Source organism: Reyranella sp., assembly GCF_050185545.1.
Taxonomy (GTDB): domain Bacteria; phylum Pseudomonadota; class Alphaproteobacteria; order Reyranellales; family Reyranellaceae; genus Reyranella.
This window is the reverse complement of sequence record NZ_JBFWZI010000076.1, coordinates 13,659-30,843: the sequence shown is the minus strand read 5'-3', so window position 1 is coordinate 30,843 and position 17,185 is coordinate 13,659. Positions and strand designations below refer to the sequence as shown.

Genomic DNA, 17,185 nt, shown 5'->3' with positions numbered 1-17,185 from the left:
ACGATCTTCAACGATGATTTCCCCAGCGTGTCGATCGCCGCCCTCTCCGCCGCCAAGGCGGAAGAGGACAGCGGCACGACCCCGTTCACCTTCACCGTCACCCTGAGCCAGGCTGGCCTCTCGACACATACGGTCGACTGGGCGGTGGGAGACACGGGTGTTCTGGTGCCGGATGGCGCCGACTTCGTCGGGGGAACCCTGCCGACCGGGACAGTCACTTTCATCGCCGGCGAGACCAGCCAGACGATCACCGTGGCGGTATCCGGCGATACCACGGTCGAGACGGACGAATTCTTTACGGTCAACCTTTCCAATTCGTCGCCCGGCCTGGCGCTGAGCGGCATGATCAGTGCGCTCGGCATCATCCAGAACGATGATCGCGCCGGGATCTCGATAACGCCCCTCGCGGCGAGCAAGGCGGAAGGCAACAGCGGCACGACCGCCTTCACCTTCACGGTCAGCCTCGATCAGCCGTCCTTTGCGGCCCAGACGGCCGACTGGTCGGTGACAGGCGCCGGTGGCAGTCCTGCCGATGCTGCCGATTTCGGCGGCGCTCTTCCGACAGGCACGGTGAGCTTCGCCATCGGCGAGACCAGTACCACCGTAACCATCCAGGTGTCGGGCGACACGGCGGGCGAGTTCAACGAGGATTTCAGCGTCACCCTGTCGAACCTGACGACCGGGCTGCAGCCGGGTACGGCGTCGGCGACCGGCACCATCCTGAACGACGACAAGTCGGTGGTGTCTGTCACGGCGGGGCCCGGGTCGAAGGCGGAAGGCGCGGGCGGAACGACCGCCCTCGAGTGGACGGTGAACCTCGACCGCGCCGGCGTCACCAGCGAGACCGTGGCGTGGGCGGTGACCGGCTCGGGCACGCATCCGGCCGATGCCGCCGACGTCGCGGGCGGCGTCCTGCCCTCCGGCGTGCTCACCTTCGCACCGGGCGAGACCACCAAGACCGTGACCGTGACCGTCGTGGCCGATCAGGCCGTGGAGTTCGACGAAGGGCTCGCGCTGACGCTGTCGAGTCCGTCGTCGGGCCTCGACCTCGGCACGGCGACGAGCGCCGGCACGATCGTGAACGACGATCTGTCGGTCGTTTCGATCGCCGCGCTGTCGTCGGTGAAGGCGGAAGGCAACGGCGGCACGACCGCCTTCACCTTCACGATGACCCTGGACCAGGCCGGGGTTACCAGCCAGACGGTGGTCTGGTCGCTGGCCGGCAGCGGCGCCAATCCCGCCAGCCCGGCGGACTTCGCCGCGAGCGCGCTGAACGGCGGCACGCTCACCTTTGCGCCGGGCGAGATCAACACGACGATCACGGTCGAGGTCGTGGGTGACACGACTGTCGAACCCGACGAAGAATTCACCGTCTCCCTGTCGAGCCCGTCGGCCGGCTTCGTGCTCGGCACCGCGTCGGCTTCCGGCACGATTCTCGACGACGACGCCACGGTATCGATCGTGGCCCTATCGGCGGCCAAGGCGGAGGGCAACGGCGGCCCCACGCCCTTCACCTTCACGGTGACGGCGACGGGCGACACGTCGACGGCGCGCAGCGTCGCCTGGGCGGTGACTGGGGCGGTCGCCAGCGCCGCCGCGGCCGCCGACTTCGTCGGCGGCGCGCTGCCCTCCGGCAAGCTGAGCTTCGCGCCCGGCGAGACCAGCAAGGTACTGACGGTCGGTGTCGCCGGGGACACGACAGTGGAACTCGATGAGGGATTCGTCGTCACCCTGTCCAACCCGTCGCCCGGCCTCGGCATCGGCAAGGCATCGGCGGGCGGCACCATCCAGAACGACGACAGCGTCGCCGTCACCGTGACGGCGCACGACGACGCCTATATCGTCCTCGAAGGCCAGTCGCTGACGATCGCCGCGCCGGCCGGCGTGCTGCTGAACGACCAGAACGCGTCGGGCGCGTCGCCGCTCGCCGGGGCCAGCCATGGCACGGTGCAGCTCGCCGGCGCCGGCGGCTTCGGTTACATGCCCACGGCGGGCTTCACCGGCATCGACTCGTTCACCTACCACGCCGTCCCCGGTGGCAATGGCGTCGACGGCAAGGCGACGATCTACGTCGTGCCGGTCAATACCGGGGCGTCGACGACCCTCGACCTGCTGGGGCTCACGCCCGAGGAGCAGATCGCGGCCACCTACACGGCCTTCTTCGGTCGCGCCGCCGATGCCGCCGGCTTCGTCTTCTGGGTCGGCCAGTTCATCCAGAACCTGCAGACGCAGGGGGCGGCGGCGCTGTTCGCCAACATCGCGAGCTCGTTCGGCATCAGTGAGGAGGCCAAGACGCTCTATCCGTTCCTGGTAAACCCGTTCGGGGCGAGCGACGGCCAGATCAGCGCCTTCCTGGACTCGGTCTACAACAACCTGTTCAACCGCTCGTCGGACGCCGCCGGGCTGGCCTACTGGACGGGCGAGATCAAGGCGACGCTGCAGGCCGGCCAGTTCGTCGGCTCGGTGCTGGTCAACATCATGAGCGGGGCGCAGGACTCGGCGGCCGGCAAGGACATCACCACCCTGATGGGCAAGGTGGCGGTGGGTCTGGAGTACGTGCGCGAGCAGCAGGAGCACGGCACGGTTTGGGCCGGCGCCAGCGATGTCGCCGCGGCGACCGACCTGCTGCGCCCGGTGGCCAGCGACGCGCCGAGCGTGCTGATCGGCGTGAAGAACGCCGAGATATTGATCGCCAACCACGCGTGAGCGCGCGGCTCATGCCATCAGCAGCCTGACGAGATTGTTGTGCTGGCGGCAACCGGCTATGCCGGGCCGCGTCACAAGGACCACTGGAATTCTTCCGGCCTCGCCATCCCTGACGTCGAGGCGATCGATGTGCAGGCCGGCGCAGTCCTCGTCCGAGTCGCGGAGCAGGGCGTCGAGCGCGCCGTCTTCCTCGAGCTGACCCGGATCGTCCTTGACCCGCATGCCGACGATCTCGGGCACGGCTGCTTCCGACAGCATCCGGCGCAAGGCCGGCCACGCCGTCTTGTCGAGCGGCGGGGCGATTCCCAGCCTGAGCTTGCGGCCGCGCAGGCCGGGCGCCGTTTCCTCGGTAGCCTGGGCGATCGTCTCGAAGGCGGCGCGGATCGACGGCACGTAGCGCCGCCCTTCCGGCGTGAGCGCAATGGCGCGGGCCGAGCGATGAAACAACGCCACGCCGAGGGCATTCTCCAATGCCTTGACGTGCTGGCTCACGGCGCCCGGCGTCACGCAAAGCTCATCGGCCGCCCGCCGGAAGCTCTTGTGACGGGCGGCGGCTTCGAAGGCGCGCAAGCCGTTCAAGGGCGGAAGTCGATAGGTCAATGTGGTGCCCTCCAGGCCTCACCATAGGTTCGGGCGCGCTCGCATGAGCATCAGGATTTCTATGCCTCGCGAGGCGCAGTTTAGCTGATTTGTCCGGCGCCACCCCTTGCGCGATGGTCCCGCCCGTTCAACGGCCACAGGAGATCGGCATGCCCGACGACATCGCGATCGACCATCTCGCGAAGCGCAAGATCGAGGCGCGCGTGCTCATTCCCTTCGTTGCCGCCTGCCGCGAGAGGTTCGGGGATGGCCCGACACGCGAGGTCGTTGCCGCCACGATCCGCGGGCTGGCATCAGGGGAAGGGGCGGCCTGGGCAGCGCGCTTCGGCAGCGACACGGCGGGCCTGCGCGCCATCGTGGAAACGGTGTGGGGCAGGGCCGGAGGAGGCGGTCTGGAGGTCGAGAGACCAGACTGACGATCGGCTCGACTTCAACGTGACCCGATGCCGGTACGCCGAGTTCTACCAGGAGCTCGGCCTTGCCGACCTCGGCGCCCAGGTTCACTGCGCCCGGGATCATGCCATGGTCAGCGGATTCAACGACGAGTTCGAGCTCACGCGCCGCCAGACGATAATGGCGGGCCAGAGCTGCTGCGACTTCCGCATCAGGAGGAAGACGTGACCGACCTGTTCGACGACTATCTGGCTGCAACAGATTTTCGTCATGATAGCGACCACAGGCCCCGGAGAGTCAGTTCGCCGGGCTGGTTGGCGAACGGACACCCAGGCGGTCAAGTGCCGCCTGCAGATGATGGGATTGGAAGGGCTTGCCGACGATCTGCAGGAATGGATCCGTCGACCATGGCCGGTGCCCAAGGCCGTCGGCGTATCCCGTCGTCAGCAGAATCGGCATGTCCGGCCGGCGAGCCCGGATTTCGGAAACGAGATCATCACCAGGCCGGTCGGGCAAACCAACATCGATGACCGCGGCAGTATAGGTCTCCTGCAGCCGGCCAAAGCTGGCAAGAGCTTCCGCGAACGTTGCCGCTTCGTCGACGATGTAGCCCAGATCGCCGAGTACCTGGGCCGCGTACATGCGCACCAGCGCCTCGTCCTCGACCAGGAGAACGCGCCCGGGTTCGGCGGACCCCTCGCGGCGGTCCAGCAGTTCGCGCACGCGCGTCGCCAGTGCCTCGCGCGTGAAAGGCTTGCCGAGAAAGTCTACACCTGCAACGAGCCGGCCGTCCTCCACGAGCGATGTCGCGGCATAGGCCGTCATGATCAGCACGCCGAGCGACGGATGCAGCGAACGCGCCCGCTCCGCCAGCGCGCGGCCGTCAATGGCCCCCGGCAGACCGAGATCCGTCAGCAGCAGGCCTGGGGCCGACTCCCGGTCGATAATCCGTAGCGCCTGAAGCGCATCTCCCGCCTCGAGCACGGTGTAGCCCAGCTCGAACAGAATGCCGACGGTGTGACGTCGCACATCCTCGTCGTCCTCGACAACAAGGATCGTCTCGCCTTGCCGGGCGCGCGGCGTCTCGAGATTCACGACAGACGGTGCGCGCTCGCGCCCGATGGGCGGCCTGTCGGCCTTGGGCAGATAGATGCGGGCAACGGTGCCGCGGCCTGGCTGGCTTCGCAGGGTGATCGTGCCACCGCTCTGCGTCGCAAATCCGTAAACCTGGCTGAGACCGAGCCCGGTGCCCTGTCCGCCCTTGGTCGTGAAGAAAGGTTCGAGTGCCTGCCTCAGCACGTCGGCGCTCATGCCGATACCGGAATCCTCGACCGCGATCGCGACATACGCGCCCGGCTGGAGATTCAGCGCCGCTGCTTGCGTTGCGTCATAGGGCCCGGCATTCGACGTCACGATCCTGAGGTCGCCGCCTTCCGGCATGGCGTCGCGTGCATTGACCGCCAGATTCAGGAGCGCGGCCTCGAGCTCCGCGGGATCGGCCTCGACTGCCCACAGCCCGGCGCCCAGCGTGGCGGCCACGCGCACCCGTTCGTCGAGGGTACGCCGCAGCAGGTCCGACATGCCGGATACCAGCTCATTGACGTCGAACGGTTGCGGTTCGAGCGGCTGCCGGCGCGCAAAGGCGAGCAGCCGCCCCGTGAGGCCCGCTGCGCGCTGCGCGCCGCGGGTGGCGTTGTCCAGCCTGTCGACCAGGGCCGCCTGGCCAGGTGCGACCTGGCGGCGGGCGCTTTCGAGGTTGCCCAGCACCACGGTCAGCACATTGTTGAAGTCGTGCGCAATGCCGGCCGTAAGCCGGCCAATCGCCTCCATCTTGGCACTGTGACGCAGCCGCTCCTCCATCGCCCTGCGCACGGAGATGTCGCGCACGCTGGCGAGCCGTGCCGGCTGGTGATTCCAGACCGTATCGACCACGCGGATCTCGGCCTCGGCCAGCCGGCCATCGGAGCGGCGGATGGCGATGTCGGTCGTGTCGCCGGTCGTGAACGGGATGCCAATGGGCGAGCCCACCAGCGCCTGCGGCGGGCGGCCGAAGATCTCGACCGCCGCGGGGTTGGCGAAGAGCACGACGCCGTCGCTGTCGACCACGATGATGCCGTCGGCATTCTTCTCGACCAGGAAGCGCAGCTCGGTCTGATCGAGGGTTCCGCCGAATGCCAGCATCAGAAGTCCTCGCTGTCACCGGCGGCGAAGACGTCGGGCGCCTGCGGGAAAGGCTCGCCGAGATGCATGCCGTTGCCGTCGATGGCGAATCGGCGGATATCCTTGGCGTGCTCGCTGCCACGCATCTTCAGCACCATCAGGCCGCGATGCATGGTGCCTGCCTCCTGGATGTAGCGCAGCAGGATGATCGAATCGGTGAGTGTCGAGATGTGCTGCTCGCTGGCGCTCTGTCCGCCCACCAGCGACTTGCTGGTCGCAGTGCAGAGGCCGGCGATCTCTCGCTTCTTGATGAAGGACGTAAGGCTGATCAGAAACTCGCGGAAGCCGGTGTCGGGCGCGATGCGCTCCAGCGCCGAGAGGCTGTCGACGGCAATGCGGTTGGGCTGGAACTCGTCGACCAGTGCCTGGATGGTCAGCAGATGGTCGGGCAGACCCTGGGCCTCGGGATAGAGGCAGATCACGCGCAGCCTGCCTTCCTCCTCCAGGCGCGCGAAGTCGACTCCCCAGCCGCTGGCGTTGCGGAAGAGCTGGCCGCGGCTCTCCTCGTAGCCGAACAGGATCGCCTTCTCGCCGGCGGCCACGCCACCCGCCAGGAAGTTGGTGACGAGCAGCGTCTTGCCGGTGCCGGTCGCGCCGCTCACCAGCGTGACGCTGTCGCGGAAGAAGCCGCCGCCACACATCTCGTCGATCTCGCGGTTGCCGCTGGTCACCCGCACCATGCTCGACTGCTGCTCGAGCCGGAGCGAGGAAAGAGGGATTGCGATCACACCCTGATTGGCCAGCAGGGTGAACGGCGCCTCTCCCTCGGCGTGATGGCTGCCGCGCATTTTCAGGACCTCGATGGTCCGCCGGCGCTTCTCGCGGTTGAGCACGTTGCGCAGGATCACGACGTTGTCGGCTACGAACTCCTCGAGGCGATGGCGAGTGATCTCGCCATATTCGCTGTTGCGCTCGGCCGTCATCAGGACTGTCAGGCCTGCCTGCTTCAAGGCCTTGCTGATGCCATACAGCTCGCGACGCAGGATCTTCGGCTCGCCGATGAAATGGTCGAAGAGCTGCGTGAGCGAGTCGAGCACGACACGGCGAGCGTTGACCGTCTTCGCCGAATGCAGGATGCGCGACAGCAGGCCGTTCAGGTCGAAGTCGCCGATCACGACCTCATCGTTGGTGGCGGGGCTCGCATCGACGAAGGCGAGCTTGCCCTCGCGTCGCCAGCCCATCAGGTCCCAGCCAAAGCCCTGCATGTTGGCCGCGATGTCGCGCGGCGGCTCCTCGAAGGTCACGAGCACGCCGCGCTCGCCATAGAGGGTGATCCCGTGGGCGAGAAACTGGGTCGCAAACACGGTCTTGCCGCTGCCAGGCGTGCCACCGACGATGGTGGTACGCCCGCGCGGCAGGCCACCCATCACCAGTTCGTCGAAAGCCTTCACGCCCGTCTGCACCCGTTCGAGCGCCTCCGGCGTCTCGATGTCCTGAAGTGTCATGGGATGTCACCGTTGGGCTCGATGCCGAGGAAATCGAGGACCCGTCTGATGTCGCCGAGATCGCCGACGATCCGCCGCGGTCGATCGGAGCGATCGAAGGAGAGCGTGGGTGTGGCAAGAATGCCCGCCTTCTCCGCGAGCTCGGGCACCAGCAGAACGTCGATGACCTCGATCTTCCATTCGCCCGCCTTCATGTACTTTTGCAGTCGCGCGAGATTCTGCTCGGCTCGTCGCGAGCTGGCAGAGTTGCCGGCGATGTAGAGGCGAAGCATTGCTCATCGAACCGCCTTCGGCGGTCCGCGACAAGAGAGACAAAAATACTAGTCACTTCGTAGTAGTGGTGTCCTCACGACTGTGACGCAGACGCCCGATCTCCAGGCTGTCCCGGCCAGTGATGCCGCGCTCGCGCGCCCAGATGATCGCCCCCGAGCGGCGATTGACGCCGATCTTGCGATAGAGCGATGCAATGTGGTTGCGCACGGTGTTCTCGGACAGGCCGAGAATCCCGCCGATATGCGCACCGCTCTTGCCCTCGCAAAGAAGGCCCAGCACCTCGCGCTCGCGGTCGGTCAGCAGCCGCGCATCGGCGCCATTCATGGAAACGCCAGGCAGCCGGATGGTCTTGAGCCTGTCGAGGACGGCCGTGAACCACGAGGCGCTTTCGGCCATGATGCCTTCCACGGCCGCGATCACGTCCTGGCCATCGCCGCGCTTCGAGCTGTCTGCTTCCTGCAGCACGCAGAGGTTCACGCGCTTGCCGTTGACCGTGACTTCGACAGGGGCTGCGAGGCAATCCAGGGCTCGGGAACCTGAGGCGACCAACGGCAGGGCGAAGCTCCGCAGCTCGCCGTTGATTCGCCGACGCATCGTGCTGTCCATCCACACCACGGCTCCCCTGGAGTCGACCAGCACGATGCCGCCGTCCAACGCCTCGGCAAGCACCTCCAGCTGCCCGCGATCGCGCGTGCCATGCTCGAGAATCTGATCCATTCAACCGCCCGGTCAGCATCTGTCGTTGCACTGTCCGCGGTTTCAACGTCAGGGCATCGGGCTGGTTCCGATTTACTAGCGATTAGTAATTCTTGCTCACTTTCTGCCCGGTCCCGCGGGCGATATCGTGAGTGCATGCTTGGCTTTGTTGCAAGGAAGAGAGCCCGAATGACGAAGAGCTTTTCTCTTGGGCTTGTTGTGCTGGTCGCCGTTTCCGGTTGCATGTCCTTTTCCAGCACAACGACGAGGACGGTGCCGGTTCCAGAGCCTCAGCCCGCTCCGACCGTGCAGCGCACCGTCTATCCCGACGGGACGTATGTCGACAGGACCGTTCAGCCCGCGACACGCTAGGCAGGCTCATTGGACCGGTCGCTGCGTCTAGCGCAGCGCCTTCCGCATGTTGATCGAGGTCGGGTAGTCGAAGCCGGGATGCGCCTCGCGCGAATACTCGGCGTAACCGAGAGAGGTGAAGAAGCGCTGGTTCTCGGTGAGCACGATGCGCACGCCCAGCCGCACGCCGTCGAGCTCGCGGCGGCGCGCCTCGTCCTCGACGGCCTCGACCAGGCGGCGGGCGATGCCGTGACCGCGCTCGGACGGGAGCACCGCCAGCCGGCCGAAATAGAGGTCACCCTCCATCAGCTTCAGCATGACGCAGCCCACCATCGCGCCGTTTCGCTCCGCGACGATGGCGCCGCTGTCGCGCGCCAGCTCTGCGGCGATCGCCTCGGTGGTCTCGCGGAAGGCGCCTGATTCGGGCTTGAGCTTGCCGCGATACTGCTTGAACGCGGCGGCGATGGTTGCGGCGAGCGCCGCGGCATCCGCGGCGGTGGCAGCGCGCAGGACAAGATGGTCGCTCATGGGTCGAAATCCGCGTAGGCTTCGCGCAAAGTCGAGGGACGCCCTATGGGATATCAGACGATCCAGGTTCGCAAGCTCACACCTGCCATCGGCGCGGAGATCGCCGGGGTCGACCTGTCGCGACCGCTCGGCAACCAGACCTTCCAGGAAATCCATGATGCCCTGATGGAAAACCTGGTGATCTTCTTCCACGACCAGGAGCTGACGCACGACCAGCACAAGGCGTTCGGCCGCCTGTTCGGCGAGCTGCACCTGCACCCGACCTCGACGCGCAAGGACTGGGATCATCCCGAGATCCTGGTCATCAAGGCCGACGAGAATTCCAAGTACATCGCCGGAGAGGAATGGCATTCCGACGTGAGCTGCGATCCCGAGCCGCCGATGGGCAGCATCCTCTACATGAAGGAGCTGCCGCCGGACGGCGGGGGCAACACGCTGTTTGCCAACATGTATCGCGCCTGGGACACGCTGTCGCCGCCGATCCAGCGCCTGTGCGAGGGGCTGACGGCGATCCATGACGGCGCCCAGGTCTATGGCGGCCGCTTCGGCCAGACGCCCAAGGAGGGTGGCTTCCCGCGCAACGAGCATCCGGTGGTGCGCACCCATCCCGTGACCGGCCGCAAGGCGCTCTACGTCAATCGCAACTTCACTACGCGGATCGTCGGCCTCAGGAAGCACGAGAGCGACGCGCTGCTGGAGATGCTCTATCGCCACAGCGAGACGCCGGAGTTCCAGTGCCGCTTCGCCTGGCGGCCCAACTCGATCGCCTTCTGGGACAATCGCGCCGCCATGCATCACGCGATGTGGGATTACTTCCCGCACCGCCGGCTGGGCTACCGCGTCACCGTCAAGGGCGACAAGCCGTTCCTTCGAGCCTGAGGACTACAATGGCGCTGATCACCTATCTCACCCGCATCCAGTTCGACTTTGGCGCGCTGAAGCTCCTGGAAGCGGAGCTGCAGCTGCTCGGCTTGCGCCGGCCGCTGATCGTCACCGACAAGGGCGTCATCGCCGCCGGCCTGTGGGCCAGGGTGAGGGAGAACCTGCCCGGCAACATGCCGATCACCGTCTATGACGGCACGCCGGAGAACCCGACCGAGGCGGCGATGCGCGAGGCGCTGGCCCTTTACAAGGCGGAGGGCTGCGACGGCATCATCGCCATCGGTGGCGGCTCGCCCATGGATCTGGCCAAGGCGGTCGGCCTGATGGCGACCCATCCCGGCAATTCGCTGCAGCACTATTCCTTCGTGGAGGGCGGCGCGCCGCGCATCACCGACAAGGTGGCGCCGATCGTCGCCATCCCGACGACCTCCGGGACCGGCAGCGAGGTCAGCCGCGGCGGCGTCATCATCATGGATTCGGGGCGCAAGCTCGCGATCGGCAGCCCGCACCTGATCCCCAAGCTGGCGCTGATCGACCCCGAGCTGACCCTGGGCCTGCCGCCCCACCTCACCGCCGGCACCGGCATGGACGCCTTCACGCACAACATCGAATGCTTTCTCTCCAACGCCTTCAACCCGCCGGCCGATTCGATCGCCCTCGACGGGCTGGACAAGGCGTGGACCTGGGTCGAGCGCGCCACCCGCGACGGCTCCGACCGCGAGGCGCGCTACAACATGGCGATGGCCGCCATGGAGGGCGCCATGGTGTTCCAGAAGGGCTTGGGCGCGGTCCACGCGCTCAGCCATCCGACCGGCGGCCTCAAGGGCTATCGCCTGCATCATGGCACGCTGAACGCGGTCTACCTGCCGGCGGTGCTGCGTTTCAACGCCCCCGCCGTCGGCGACAAGTACCGCCGCGTGGCACGGGTGATGGGCCTGCCCGACAGCGCGGCCAACGCGGAGGGCGTTGCCGACGCAGTGCGCGCGCTCAACGAGCGGCTCGGCATCCCGAAAGGGCTGGGCGCGATGGGACTGGCACAGGACACGGTCGCGAAGATTGCCGACGGCGCACTGGGCGATCACTGCCATCATTCGACGCCACGCCAGCCGACGAAGGCGCAGTATGTCGAGCTGATCGAGCAGAGCTGGGGGTAGAACGTTCCTCCCCAGCTTCGCTGGGGAGGAGGATGAAGAGAGCAGCGGGGAGCAACATGAAAGTGCAAGGCAAGGTCTGCGTCGTCACCGGCGCCGCGGGTGGCATCGGCGAGGCGATCGCGCGGCGCTACGCCAGGGAGGGCGCCAAGGGCGTCGTCGTCGCCGATCGTGACGCCGGGCGGCTCGAAACGGTGGCGAAGGATATCAAGGGCATCGCCGTTGCGTGCGACGTCGGCCGCGAGGCCGACGTCAAGACGCTGGTCGCCGAGGCCGAGCGCCATTACGGCCCGGTCGATGTCTTCTTCTCCAATGCCGGCATCGGCCGCGGGGGCCACGAGGACGCCTCGGACCAGGACTGGGCCGACAGCTGGGCGATCCACGTCATGGCGCACGTCTATGCGGCGCGGGCCCTGCTGCCGGGCATGCTGGCGCGAAAGTCGGGCTATTTGCTGAACACTGCCAGCGCCGCCGGCCTGCTGGCCTCGATGGGCTCGGCGCCATACGGCGTCACCAAGCATGCCGCCGTGGCGCTGGCCGAGCACCTGTCTATCCAGTACGGCGACAAGGGAATCTGCATCTCGGTGCTCTGCCCGCAGGCGGTCGACACCAACATGCTGCGCATGGCGGGCGCGACGGCGGCGTCGGTCGACGGCGTGCTGCACACCGACGCAGTGGCGCAGACCGTGATCGAGGTCATGGAGGCCGAGACCTTCCTGATCCTGCCGCACCCCGAGGTGAAGCAGTACATGGTGCGCAAGGTCGGCGACTACGACCGCTGGCTTCGCGGCATGCGTCGGCTGCGCGACAAGAGCGGCGAGGGGCAGGCGCGGCGGGCATGAGCCGGACGGTCGACCTCTGGATCGATCTCAGGAGCCCTTACTCCTTCCTCGCCAAGGATCCAGCCTATGCGCTTGAGAAGGAATTCGGCGTGACGCTGCGCCTGCGGCCGTTCACCCTGGACATCCAGGGTACCTACAACGTGCGCGATCCCAAGGTCGCCGAGCGCGGGCTGCGGCGTATAAAGTATCTCTATGCCGACGTCCGCCGCTTCGCCAACCAGCGCGGCATGATCATTCTCGGGCCGAAGAAGATCTTCGACCCGACGCTTATCCATCTCGCGTGGATGTACGCCGACGCCGCCGGCAAGGGCCGGGCCCTGATCGATGCCGCCTATCCGCGCTTCTTCAAGCGCGAGCTTGACTACGAGGATCGCGCCGCCGTCGAGGCGCTGCTGGCGGAGATCGGCGTCGACGTGGCGGGCTTCGACGCCTTCGTCAAGGGGCCGGGCCCTGTCGCCATCGGCGTACACCAGGCCGAAGCCGACAAGCAGGGCATCTTCGCCGTCCCGACCTTCGTCGTCGACGGCGAGCTGTTCTGGGGCCAGGACCGCATCGACTTCGTGCGCGCGAAGCTGGCTGGCTGAATCCTCCCCAGCTTCGCTGGGGAGGATGAAGAGATTGACGAACCACCTGCGATCGACGATGGTCGCGCCGTCATGATGCCGGGCACGACGCTTCGACTTACGCGCTGATCCCTCGCTTCCGCCAGCCGGATGCCCCGGGATCGCTGTCGTTCGTCCCCCTCTGCCCGGCAGTAGCGTCATGATTCCCCAGATCGCCTCATTGTTCGCCGGCGTCGGATTCGCCACCGCCATCGGCGTCACCCTGGTCGCCGGCCTGATGCGCGGCTTCGCGGGCTTCGGCTCGGCAATGCTGATGGCGCCGATCTTCGCCATCCTGTTCGGCTCGGCCGACATGGTGGTGACCGTCGTCGCCATCGAGCTCGTGGTGTCGCTGCAGCTCTTCCCCCAGGTCCGCCGGCATGCAGACTGGCACGTCCTGACGCCGATGAGCATCGCCGCCTGCGCCGCCATGCCGCTCGGCGTGTGGCTGCTCGCCTCGGTCGACAAGAACACGATCGTGACGGCGGTGTCGGCGGTGATCGTGGCCTTCGTGGTCCTGATGTGGAGCGGCTGGAAATACACCGGCCGCCGGTCGACGGCGGCCACCGTGGCGGTCGGCGCGCTCTCGGGTGCGATGATGGCGACCACCAGCGTCGGCGGACCGCCGGTGCTGCTGTACCTGCTGTCGGGCAACGATCCACCGCACGTCAACCGCGCCAACATCGTCACCTACTATTTTCTGACGCAGTTCCTGCTGATCGTGATCGTGCTGGCGACAGGTGTGGCGGGATGGGAGGCGCTGGCGCGCGCCGTCGTGCTGTTTCCCGTCATGGTGCTGGGCGCCTGGATCGGCGGCCGCATGTTCCACGGCCTCGCCAGCGAACGCCTCTACCGCAACGTGGCGCTGGCGATCCTGTTCGCGACCGGCCTGTTCGGCCTGACGCGTCACTGGCTGTTCGGGTGAGTCTTTTCCTCCTCCCCAACGAAGTTGGGGAGGTGTCCGCGTCTTTGCGGACGGAGGGGGCATTGCCGGGAGCGCGGCACTCCGTGGCGCTCTTCTTGTCGATCACACGTCCCATGACGCGCCACGGAGTGGCGCGCTCCGGCAATGAATCATGACCCCTCCGTCGCCGTATGACGGCGACGCCTCCCCAGCGAAGCTGGGGAGGATATGAGTTACGCCGCCGTTTGCGCCTCGGCGGGATCCTGCATGATGGTGACGCGCCAGTGGATGCGCTTTTCCTCGATCGGATAGCCGCCGGTCGCGGAATGGAGCGCGCAGCGGTTGTCCCAGATCACGATGTCGCCGACCTGCCATTTGTGGCGGTACTGCGCCTTGGTCTCGACCATGTGGCCGGTGAGCTCGGCGATCAGCGATTCGCTCTCGGCGTCGCTCAGGCCCTGGATGCGCACGATGTGATAGGGGTTGGCGTAGAGCGAGGTGCGGCCGGTCTCCTCGTGCACGCGCACGATCGGATGCACTGCGGGCGGCCGGTTGCGGTCCTCGGGGTCGAGCAGGTCGTTGCCACGCCGGCCGCGGCCGCCATAGACGTGCTCGGCCTTCATACCGGCGATGCGCTGCTTCAGGCTCTCGGGCAGCGTCTCGTAGGCCTCGTACATGCTGGCGAACAGCGTATCGCCGCCGTAGGACGGGATGGCGATGGCATAGAGCTGGGTCGCCTTGCAGATCTCGGTGTCCCATGGCGAATCGGTATGCCAGCCGCCGCCGCGGTCATAGATCGTCTTGTCGACCTGGCCGTCGGCCTTGCGCGTGCCCACGCCCATCACCGTGAGCTCGGGAAACTCGGCGTGCCGCGTACGCTTGACGCGATGCGGCTTCAGCCGGCCGAAGCGGCGCGAGTAGGCGAGGAATTCCTCTATGCCGAGCGTCTGGCCGCGCACCACCAGGACGATGCCGTCGAGCCAGGTGCGGTACAGCGTGTTCCAGTCCGCTTCCGACAGCGCGCGGACATCGACATCGGTCGCGATCGCGCCAATGCCAGGATCAGGGCGTTCGATCTCCATACGCCGAGCTTACGCCTGCTGCGCGACTGGTAAAGAGGGCGCATGCAGGCGGAATGGAAAACATCGCGACGGCGCGATATCCTGCGACCGGCGCCGCAGGGGCGGCCGATGGGGAGCAATTCCATGCGTAAGGTTGTTTTGGCGGTCGTCTCGAGTGTCACGGCCGGCGGGCTGGCGACGGCGGCCTGGGCGGCCGACGACTTCATGAGCGAATGCCTGGTCACCGGCAGCCAGCGGCTGTGCGAGTGCATGTCCTCTAAGATCCCGGCCGACAAACGCGCCGCCGCGGTCCAGGGGATGAAGAAGTCCAATGCCGCGACGCAGCCGGGCGGCAACCTGCTCGATCCCGCTACCTTGAGCCAGGAGCAGATGCAGGGTCTCGATGCGGTCGTGATCGCACAGGCGTCCTGCATGTGAGGCTTGTGCCGGCGCGATGTGCGTCGCGCCGACACCTCCAGTGCTTCAGCTTCCGATCCTGGCACAGGGTGCACGCGACAAGGATCCGGTCATCCCGAGGGCAGCGAGGGACCTTTCGTGCTGCCTGAAAGGTTTCCTCGCTACGTGCGGGATGACAACCTTGCGGGATGCAGTCATCCCGTAAAGTGAAGCATTTGTTTCGTCACGGACTCATCGCCCATTGCAAACGCCGAGGGGAACGCCGGTTGAATGGGCGGCGGTCAGGCACTCGGCGCGCGTCTTGTAGGCCATGGGATGGAAGGCCGGAGGTGGGCTCGCAGCCGGCCGCAGCGCCGGCGCGTCCTTCAGCTCCCAGCCCAGGCGTGCCTGGCACGGCGTCGCGGTGTGCCGGAAGGCAAAGTAGACTTCGCGCTGCTCGCACAGCAGTTCCTTGGCCGCACGCTTGTGTCCGGAGCTGTACAGAAGCGATGCGGTCTGTACCGCCGTGAGGGCGCTCGCGGAGACGTTGCCGGAAAATTGCACGTTGGCGAGATAGCGCCACAGCACGGCATCCTCATCGGACGAGATCGTGTTGCCGGTGATACCGCCTTCCGGACCAGGTCCGACGCCCAGGCTGGCAACCGAGGGACCAGTGCCGACACCCGTCGCAACACCCGTACCAGGGCCCGTTCCTGTTCCGGTTCCCGTGCCAGGACCGCCCATGCCAGCGGTCCCGGTCCCGCCCGTGCCGGTTCCACCCGTTCCGGTGCCGCCGGTCCCCGTGCCGGTGCCTCCGGTTCCCACGCTTGCGGCTACTCCGGCGGTGCCGCCTGTCGTGCCGACCGAGCCTATGCCGCCGATCGTGGCGCCGACACCAGCGCCGACCCCGGCTGTCGTACCGCTCGAGCCTGTTCCGCCGATGGTGGCGCCGACGCCAGTGCCGACTCCGGCTGTCGTGCCGCCCGGGCCAATGCCGCCGATGGTGGCGCCGACACCAGCGCCGACCCCGGCTGTCGTACCGCTCGAGCCTGTTCCGCCGATGGTGGCGCCGACGCCAGTGCCGACTCCGGCTGTCGTGCCGCCCGGGCCGATGCCGCCAATGGTGGCGCCGACGCCAGCGCCGACTCCGGCCGTCGTGCCGCCTGGGCCGACGTCGCCAATGGTGGCGCTGAGGCCAACGCCGCCCTCGGCTGTAGTGCCACCATGGCCGAAGCCCCCAATCGTGGCGCCGACACCGGCGCCGCTCCTGGCTATCGTGCCACCCGTGCCGACACCGCCAATCGTGGCGCCGACACCGGCACCGCCCCCGGCTGTCGTGCCACCGGTGCCGCCGCCGCCACCGGTGCCGCCGCCGCCACCGGTGCCGCCGCCGCCAATGGTGGCGCCGACGCCAGCACCGACAGCGGCATCCACGCCGCCAATGGTGGCGCCGACACCAGCGCCGACCCCGGCAGTCGTACCGCCCGAGCCTATGCCGCCGATCGTGGCGCCGACGCCAATGCCGACAGTGGCGTCCACCCCGCCAACGCTGGCGCCGACTCCTGCTCCGACGCCAGCCGCTGCGCCGCCCGACGAAGCCTCGCCGCTACCGCCGGAGCTCCCGGCACTCGCGCCGGAGCCTCCGGCGCTTGCCCCGCCGCCGCCTGTCCCTCCGCCGCTGCCGCTCGCACCACCGGAGCCGCCACCGCCCACGCCCGCGGCAGCCGCACCGCCGACGCCGGCCGCGGCGCCTGCGGCTGCTCCGGCTGCCGCGCCTGCGGCTCCGGCGGCAGCACCGGCGGCGGCTCCGACCCCGGCGCCGACCTGGGCGGCGGCCTTGTCATAGGCAGAAAGAATCGCAAAGGAGATGAGCCCGGTCGCCGTGGCGATGACCGGCATGAAGCGAGTAACCATGGGTGTCCTCACTGCAGGGTGGTAGTGCAACAAACACGCCCGATCGGCCCCAGTTCCGACCGTACGAAAAAATTCCCACCGGTTTCTCACGATCGGGTCATCGACGTTGCCGAGAGTCACCGGGCACTGACTCAGTTTGAAATCTCCGCCCGCTTTTTGTAGGGGCCGCGCGGCTTGGGCGCCGGGGCGCGCGCCGTCGAAAAGGCCGCTGATCTCAAACC

Annotated in this window: 16 protein-coding genes and 1 pseudogene; 9 read left to right on the top strand and 8 right to left on the bottom strand. The window is 67.5% G+C overall.

The window, feature by feature from the left end; genetic code table 11:
• Nucleotides 1-2,706, top strand: a 2,706-nt coding sequence (locus AB7O82_RS20220) for a beta strand repeat-containing protein (RefSeq protein WP_428620002.1), incomplete at its 5' end; no start/stop codon positions are given.
• Nucleotides 2,707-2,715: 9 nt separating this feature from the next.
• Here the strand turns inward: AB7O82_RS20220 and AB7O82_RS20215 are convergent.
• Nucleotides 2,716-3,306, bottom strand: a complete 591-nt coding sequence (locus AB7O82_RS20215) for a LysR family transcriptional regulator (RefSeq protein WP_428549591.1) — start codon at nucleotides 3,304-3,306, stop codon at nucleotides 2,716-2,718.
• A 149-nt stretch (nucleotides 3,307-3,455) separates the two neighbouring features.
• Between AB7O82_RS20215 and AB7O82_RS20210 the strand changes: the two genes are divergently transcribed.
• A complete protein-coding gene (locus tag AB7O82_RS20210) occupies nucleotides 3,456-3,722 on the top strand; it encodes a hypothetical protein (protein ID WP_428549599.1) in 267 nt (88 codons plus the stop codon).
• 1 nt (nucleotide 3,723) lies between these two features.
• Nucleotides 3,724-3,927, top strand: a pseudogene (locus AB7O82_RS20205) (L-2-amino-thiazoline-4-carboxylic acid hydrolase); the annotation flags it as partial.
• 69 nt (nucleotides 3,928-3,996) lie between these two features.
• Here AB7O82_RS20205 and AB7O82_RS20200 read toward each other — a convergent pair.
• The 5 genes from AB7O82_RS20200 to AB7O82_RS20180 all read right to left on the bottom strand — a co-directional run bounded on the left by AB7O82_RS20200 (nucleotide 3,997) and on the right by AB7O82_RS20180 (nucleotide 9,212).
• Complete coding sequence (locus tag AB7O82_RS20200; RefSeq protein WP_428549589.1) at nucleotides 3,997-5,880, bottom strand: response regulator; 1,884 nt, start codon at nucleotides 5,878-5,880, stop codon at nucleotides 3,997-3,999.
• A complete protein-coding gene (kaiC, locus tag AB7O82_RS20195) occupies nucleotides 5,880-7,364 on the bottom strand; it encodes a circadian clock protein KaiC (protein WP_428549587.1) in 1,485 nt (494 codons plus the stop codon). The genes AB7O82_RS20200 and kaiC overlap by 1 nt, the downstream gene beginning before the upstream one ends.
• Nucleotides 7,361-7,636 (bottom strand): circadian clock KaiB family protein, encoded by a 276-nt coding sequence (locus AB7O82_RS20190; protein WP_428549585.1) that lies wholly within the window; start codon nucleotides 7,634-7,636, stop codon nucleotides 7,361-7,363. The genes kaiC and AB7O82_RS20190 overlap by 4 nt, the downstream gene beginning before the upstream one ends.
• Nucleotides 7,637-7,688: 52 nt before the next feature.
• Nucleotides 7,689-8,354, bottom strand: a complete 666-nt coding sequence (locus AB7O82_RS20185; RefSeq protein WP_428549583.1) for a response regulator transcription factor — start codon at nucleotides 8,352-8,354, stop codon at nucleotides 7,689-7,691.
• A 378-nt stretch (nucleotides 8,355-8,732) separates the two neighbouring features.
• The gene (locus AB7O82_RS20180; protein ID WP_428549581.1) at nucleotides 8,733-9,212 is read right to left on the bottom strand and encodes a GNAT family N-acetyltransferase; all 480 of its coding nucleotides are present in this window, start codon (nucleotides 9,210-9,212) and stop codon (nucleotides 8,733-8,735) included.
• A 45-nt stretch (nucleotides 9,213-9,257) separates the two neighbouring features.
• On the opposite strand from AB7O82_RS20180, the gene AB7O82_RS20175 reads away from it, so the two are divergent.
• The 5 genes from AB7O82_RS20175 to AB7O82_RS20155 all read left to right on the top strand — a co-directional run bounded on the left by AB7O82_RS20175 (nucleotide 9,258) and on the right by AB7O82_RS20155 (nucleotide 13,614).
• A complete protein-coding gene (locus tag AB7O82_RS20175; protein WP_428549579.1) occupies nucleotides 9,258-10,091 on the top strand; it encodes a TauD/TfdA dioxygenase family protein in 834 nt (277 codons plus the stop codon).
• Nucleotides 10,092-10,099: 8 nt separating this feature from the next.
• On the top strand, nucleotides 10,100-11,248 hold the full coding sequence (locus AB7O82_RS20170) for an iron-containing alcohol dehydrogenase (RefSeq protein ID WP_428549577.1): 1,149 nt from the start codon (nucleotides 10,100-10,102) through the stop codon (nucleotides 11,246-11,248).
• Between the two features lie 56 nt (nucleotides 11,249-11,304).
• Entirely contained in the window at nucleotides 11,305-12,087 is a 783-nt protein-coding gene (locus AB7O82_RS20165) for an SDR family oxidoreductase (protein WP_428549575.1), read from the top strand.
• Complete coding sequence (locus tag AB7O82_RS20160) at nucleotides 12,084-12,671, top strand: 2-hydroxychromene-2-carboxylate isomerase (protein WP_428620000.1); 588 nt, start codon at nucleotides 12,084-12,086, stop codon at nucleotides 12,669-12,671. The genes AB7O82_RS20165 and AB7O82_RS20160 overlap by 4 nt, the downstream gene beginning before the upstream one ends.
• Before the next feature lie 178 nt (nucleotides 12,672-12,849).
• Nucleotides 12,850-13,614 carry a sulfite exporter TauE/SafE family protein gene (locus AB7O82_RS20155; protein ID WP_428619998.1) on the top strand — a complete coding sequence of 255 codons (765 nt, stop codon included), beginning with the start codon at nucleotides 12,850-12,852 and terminating at the stop codon, nucleotides 13,612-13,614.
• Nucleotides 13,615-13,826: 212 nt separating this feature from the next.
• Here the strand turns inward: AB7O82_RS20155 and AB7O82_RS20150 are convergent, their stop codons facing one another.
• The gene (locus AB7O82_RS20150; protein WP_428619997.1) at nucleotides 13,827-14,675 is read right to left on the bottom strand and encodes a TauD/TfdA dioxygenase family protein; all 849 of its coding nucleotides are present in this window, start codon (nucleotides 14,673-14,675) and stop codon (nucleotides 13,827-13,829) included.
• A 42-nt stretch (nucleotides 14,676-14,717) separates the two neighbouring features.
• On the opposite strand from AB7O82_RS20150, the gene AB7O82_RS20145 reads away from it, so the two are divergent.
• Entirely contained in the window at nucleotides 14,718-15,092 is a 375-nt protein-coding gene (locus AB7O82_RS20145; RefSeq protein WP_428619995.1) for a hypothetical protein, read from the top strand.
• 210 nt (nucleotides 15,093-15,302) lie between these two features.
• Here the strand turns inward: AB7O82_RS20145 and AB7O82_RS20140 are convergent, their stop codons facing one another.
• The gene (locus AB7O82_RS20140) at nucleotides 15,303-16,964 is read right to left on the bottom strand and encodes a hypothetical protein (RefSeq protein WP_428549192.1); all 1,662 of its coding nucleotides are present in this window, start codon (nucleotides 16,962-16,964) and stop codon (nucleotides 15,303-15,305) included.
• Nucleotides 16,965-17,185 lie beyond the last annotated feature (221 nt).

Excerpts from the sequence above, each read along its gene's own strand:
- AB7O82_RS20210 (WP_428549599.1), top strand. The coding sequence starts at position 3,456 with ATGCCCGACGACATCGCGATCGACCATCTCGCGAAGCGCAAGATCGAG.
- AB7O82_RS20200 (WP_428549589.1), bottom strand. The coding sequence starts at position 5,880 with ATGCTGGCATTCGGCGGAACCCTCGATCAGACCGAGCTGCGCTTCCTG.
- kaiC (WP_428549587.1), bottom strand. The coding sequence starts at position 7,364 with ATGACACTTCAGGACATCGAGACGCCGGAGGCGCTCGAACGGGTGCAG.
- AB7O82_RS20190 (WP_428549585.1), bottom strand. The coding sequence starts at position 7,636 with ATGCTTCGCCTCTACATCGCCGGCAACTCTGCCAGCTCGCGACGAGCC.
- AB7O82_RS20185 (WP_428549583.1), bottom strand. The coding sequence starts at position 8,354 with ATGGATCAGATTCTCGAGCATGGCACGCGCGATCGCGGGCAGCTGGAG.
- AB7O82_RS20180 (WP_428549581.1), bottom strand. The coding sequence starts at position 9,212 with ATGAGCGACCATCTTGTCCTGCGCGCTGCCACCGCCGCGGATGCCGCG.
- AB7O82_RS20175 (WP_428549579.1), top strand. The coding sequence starts at position 9,258 with ATGGGATATCAGACGATCCAGGTTCGCAAGCTCACACCTGCCATCGGC.
- AB7O82_RS20170 (WP_428549577.1), top strand. The coding sequence starts at position 10,100 with ATGGCGCTGATCACCTATCTCACCCGCATCCAGTTCGACTTTGGCGCG.
- AB7O82_RS20165 (WP_428549575.1), top strand. The coding sequence starts at position 11,305 with ATGAAAGTGCAAGGCAAGGTCTGCGTCGTCACCGGCGCCGCGGGTGGC.
- AB7O82_RS20160 (WP_428620000.1), top strand. The coding sequence starts at position 12,084 with ATGAGCCGGACGGTCGACCTCTGGATCGATCTCAGGAGCCCTTACTCC.
- AB7O82_RS20155 (WP_428619998.1), top strand. The coding sequence starts at position 12,850 with ATGATTCCCCAGATCGCCTCATTGTTCGCCGGCGTCGGATTCGCCACC.
- AB7O82_RS20150 (WP_428619997.1), bottom strand. The coding sequence starts at position 14,675 with ATGGAGATCGAACGCCCTGATCCTGGCATTGGCGCGATCGCGACCGAT.
- AB7O82_RS20145 (WP_428619995.1), top strand. The coding sequence starts at position 14,718 with ATGCAGGCGGAATGGAAAACATCGCGACGGCGCGATATCCTGCGACCG.
- AB7O82_RS20140 (WP_428549192.1), bottom strand. The coding sequence starts at position 16,964 with ATGGTTACTCGCTTCATGCCGGTCATCGCCACGGCGACCGGGCTCATC.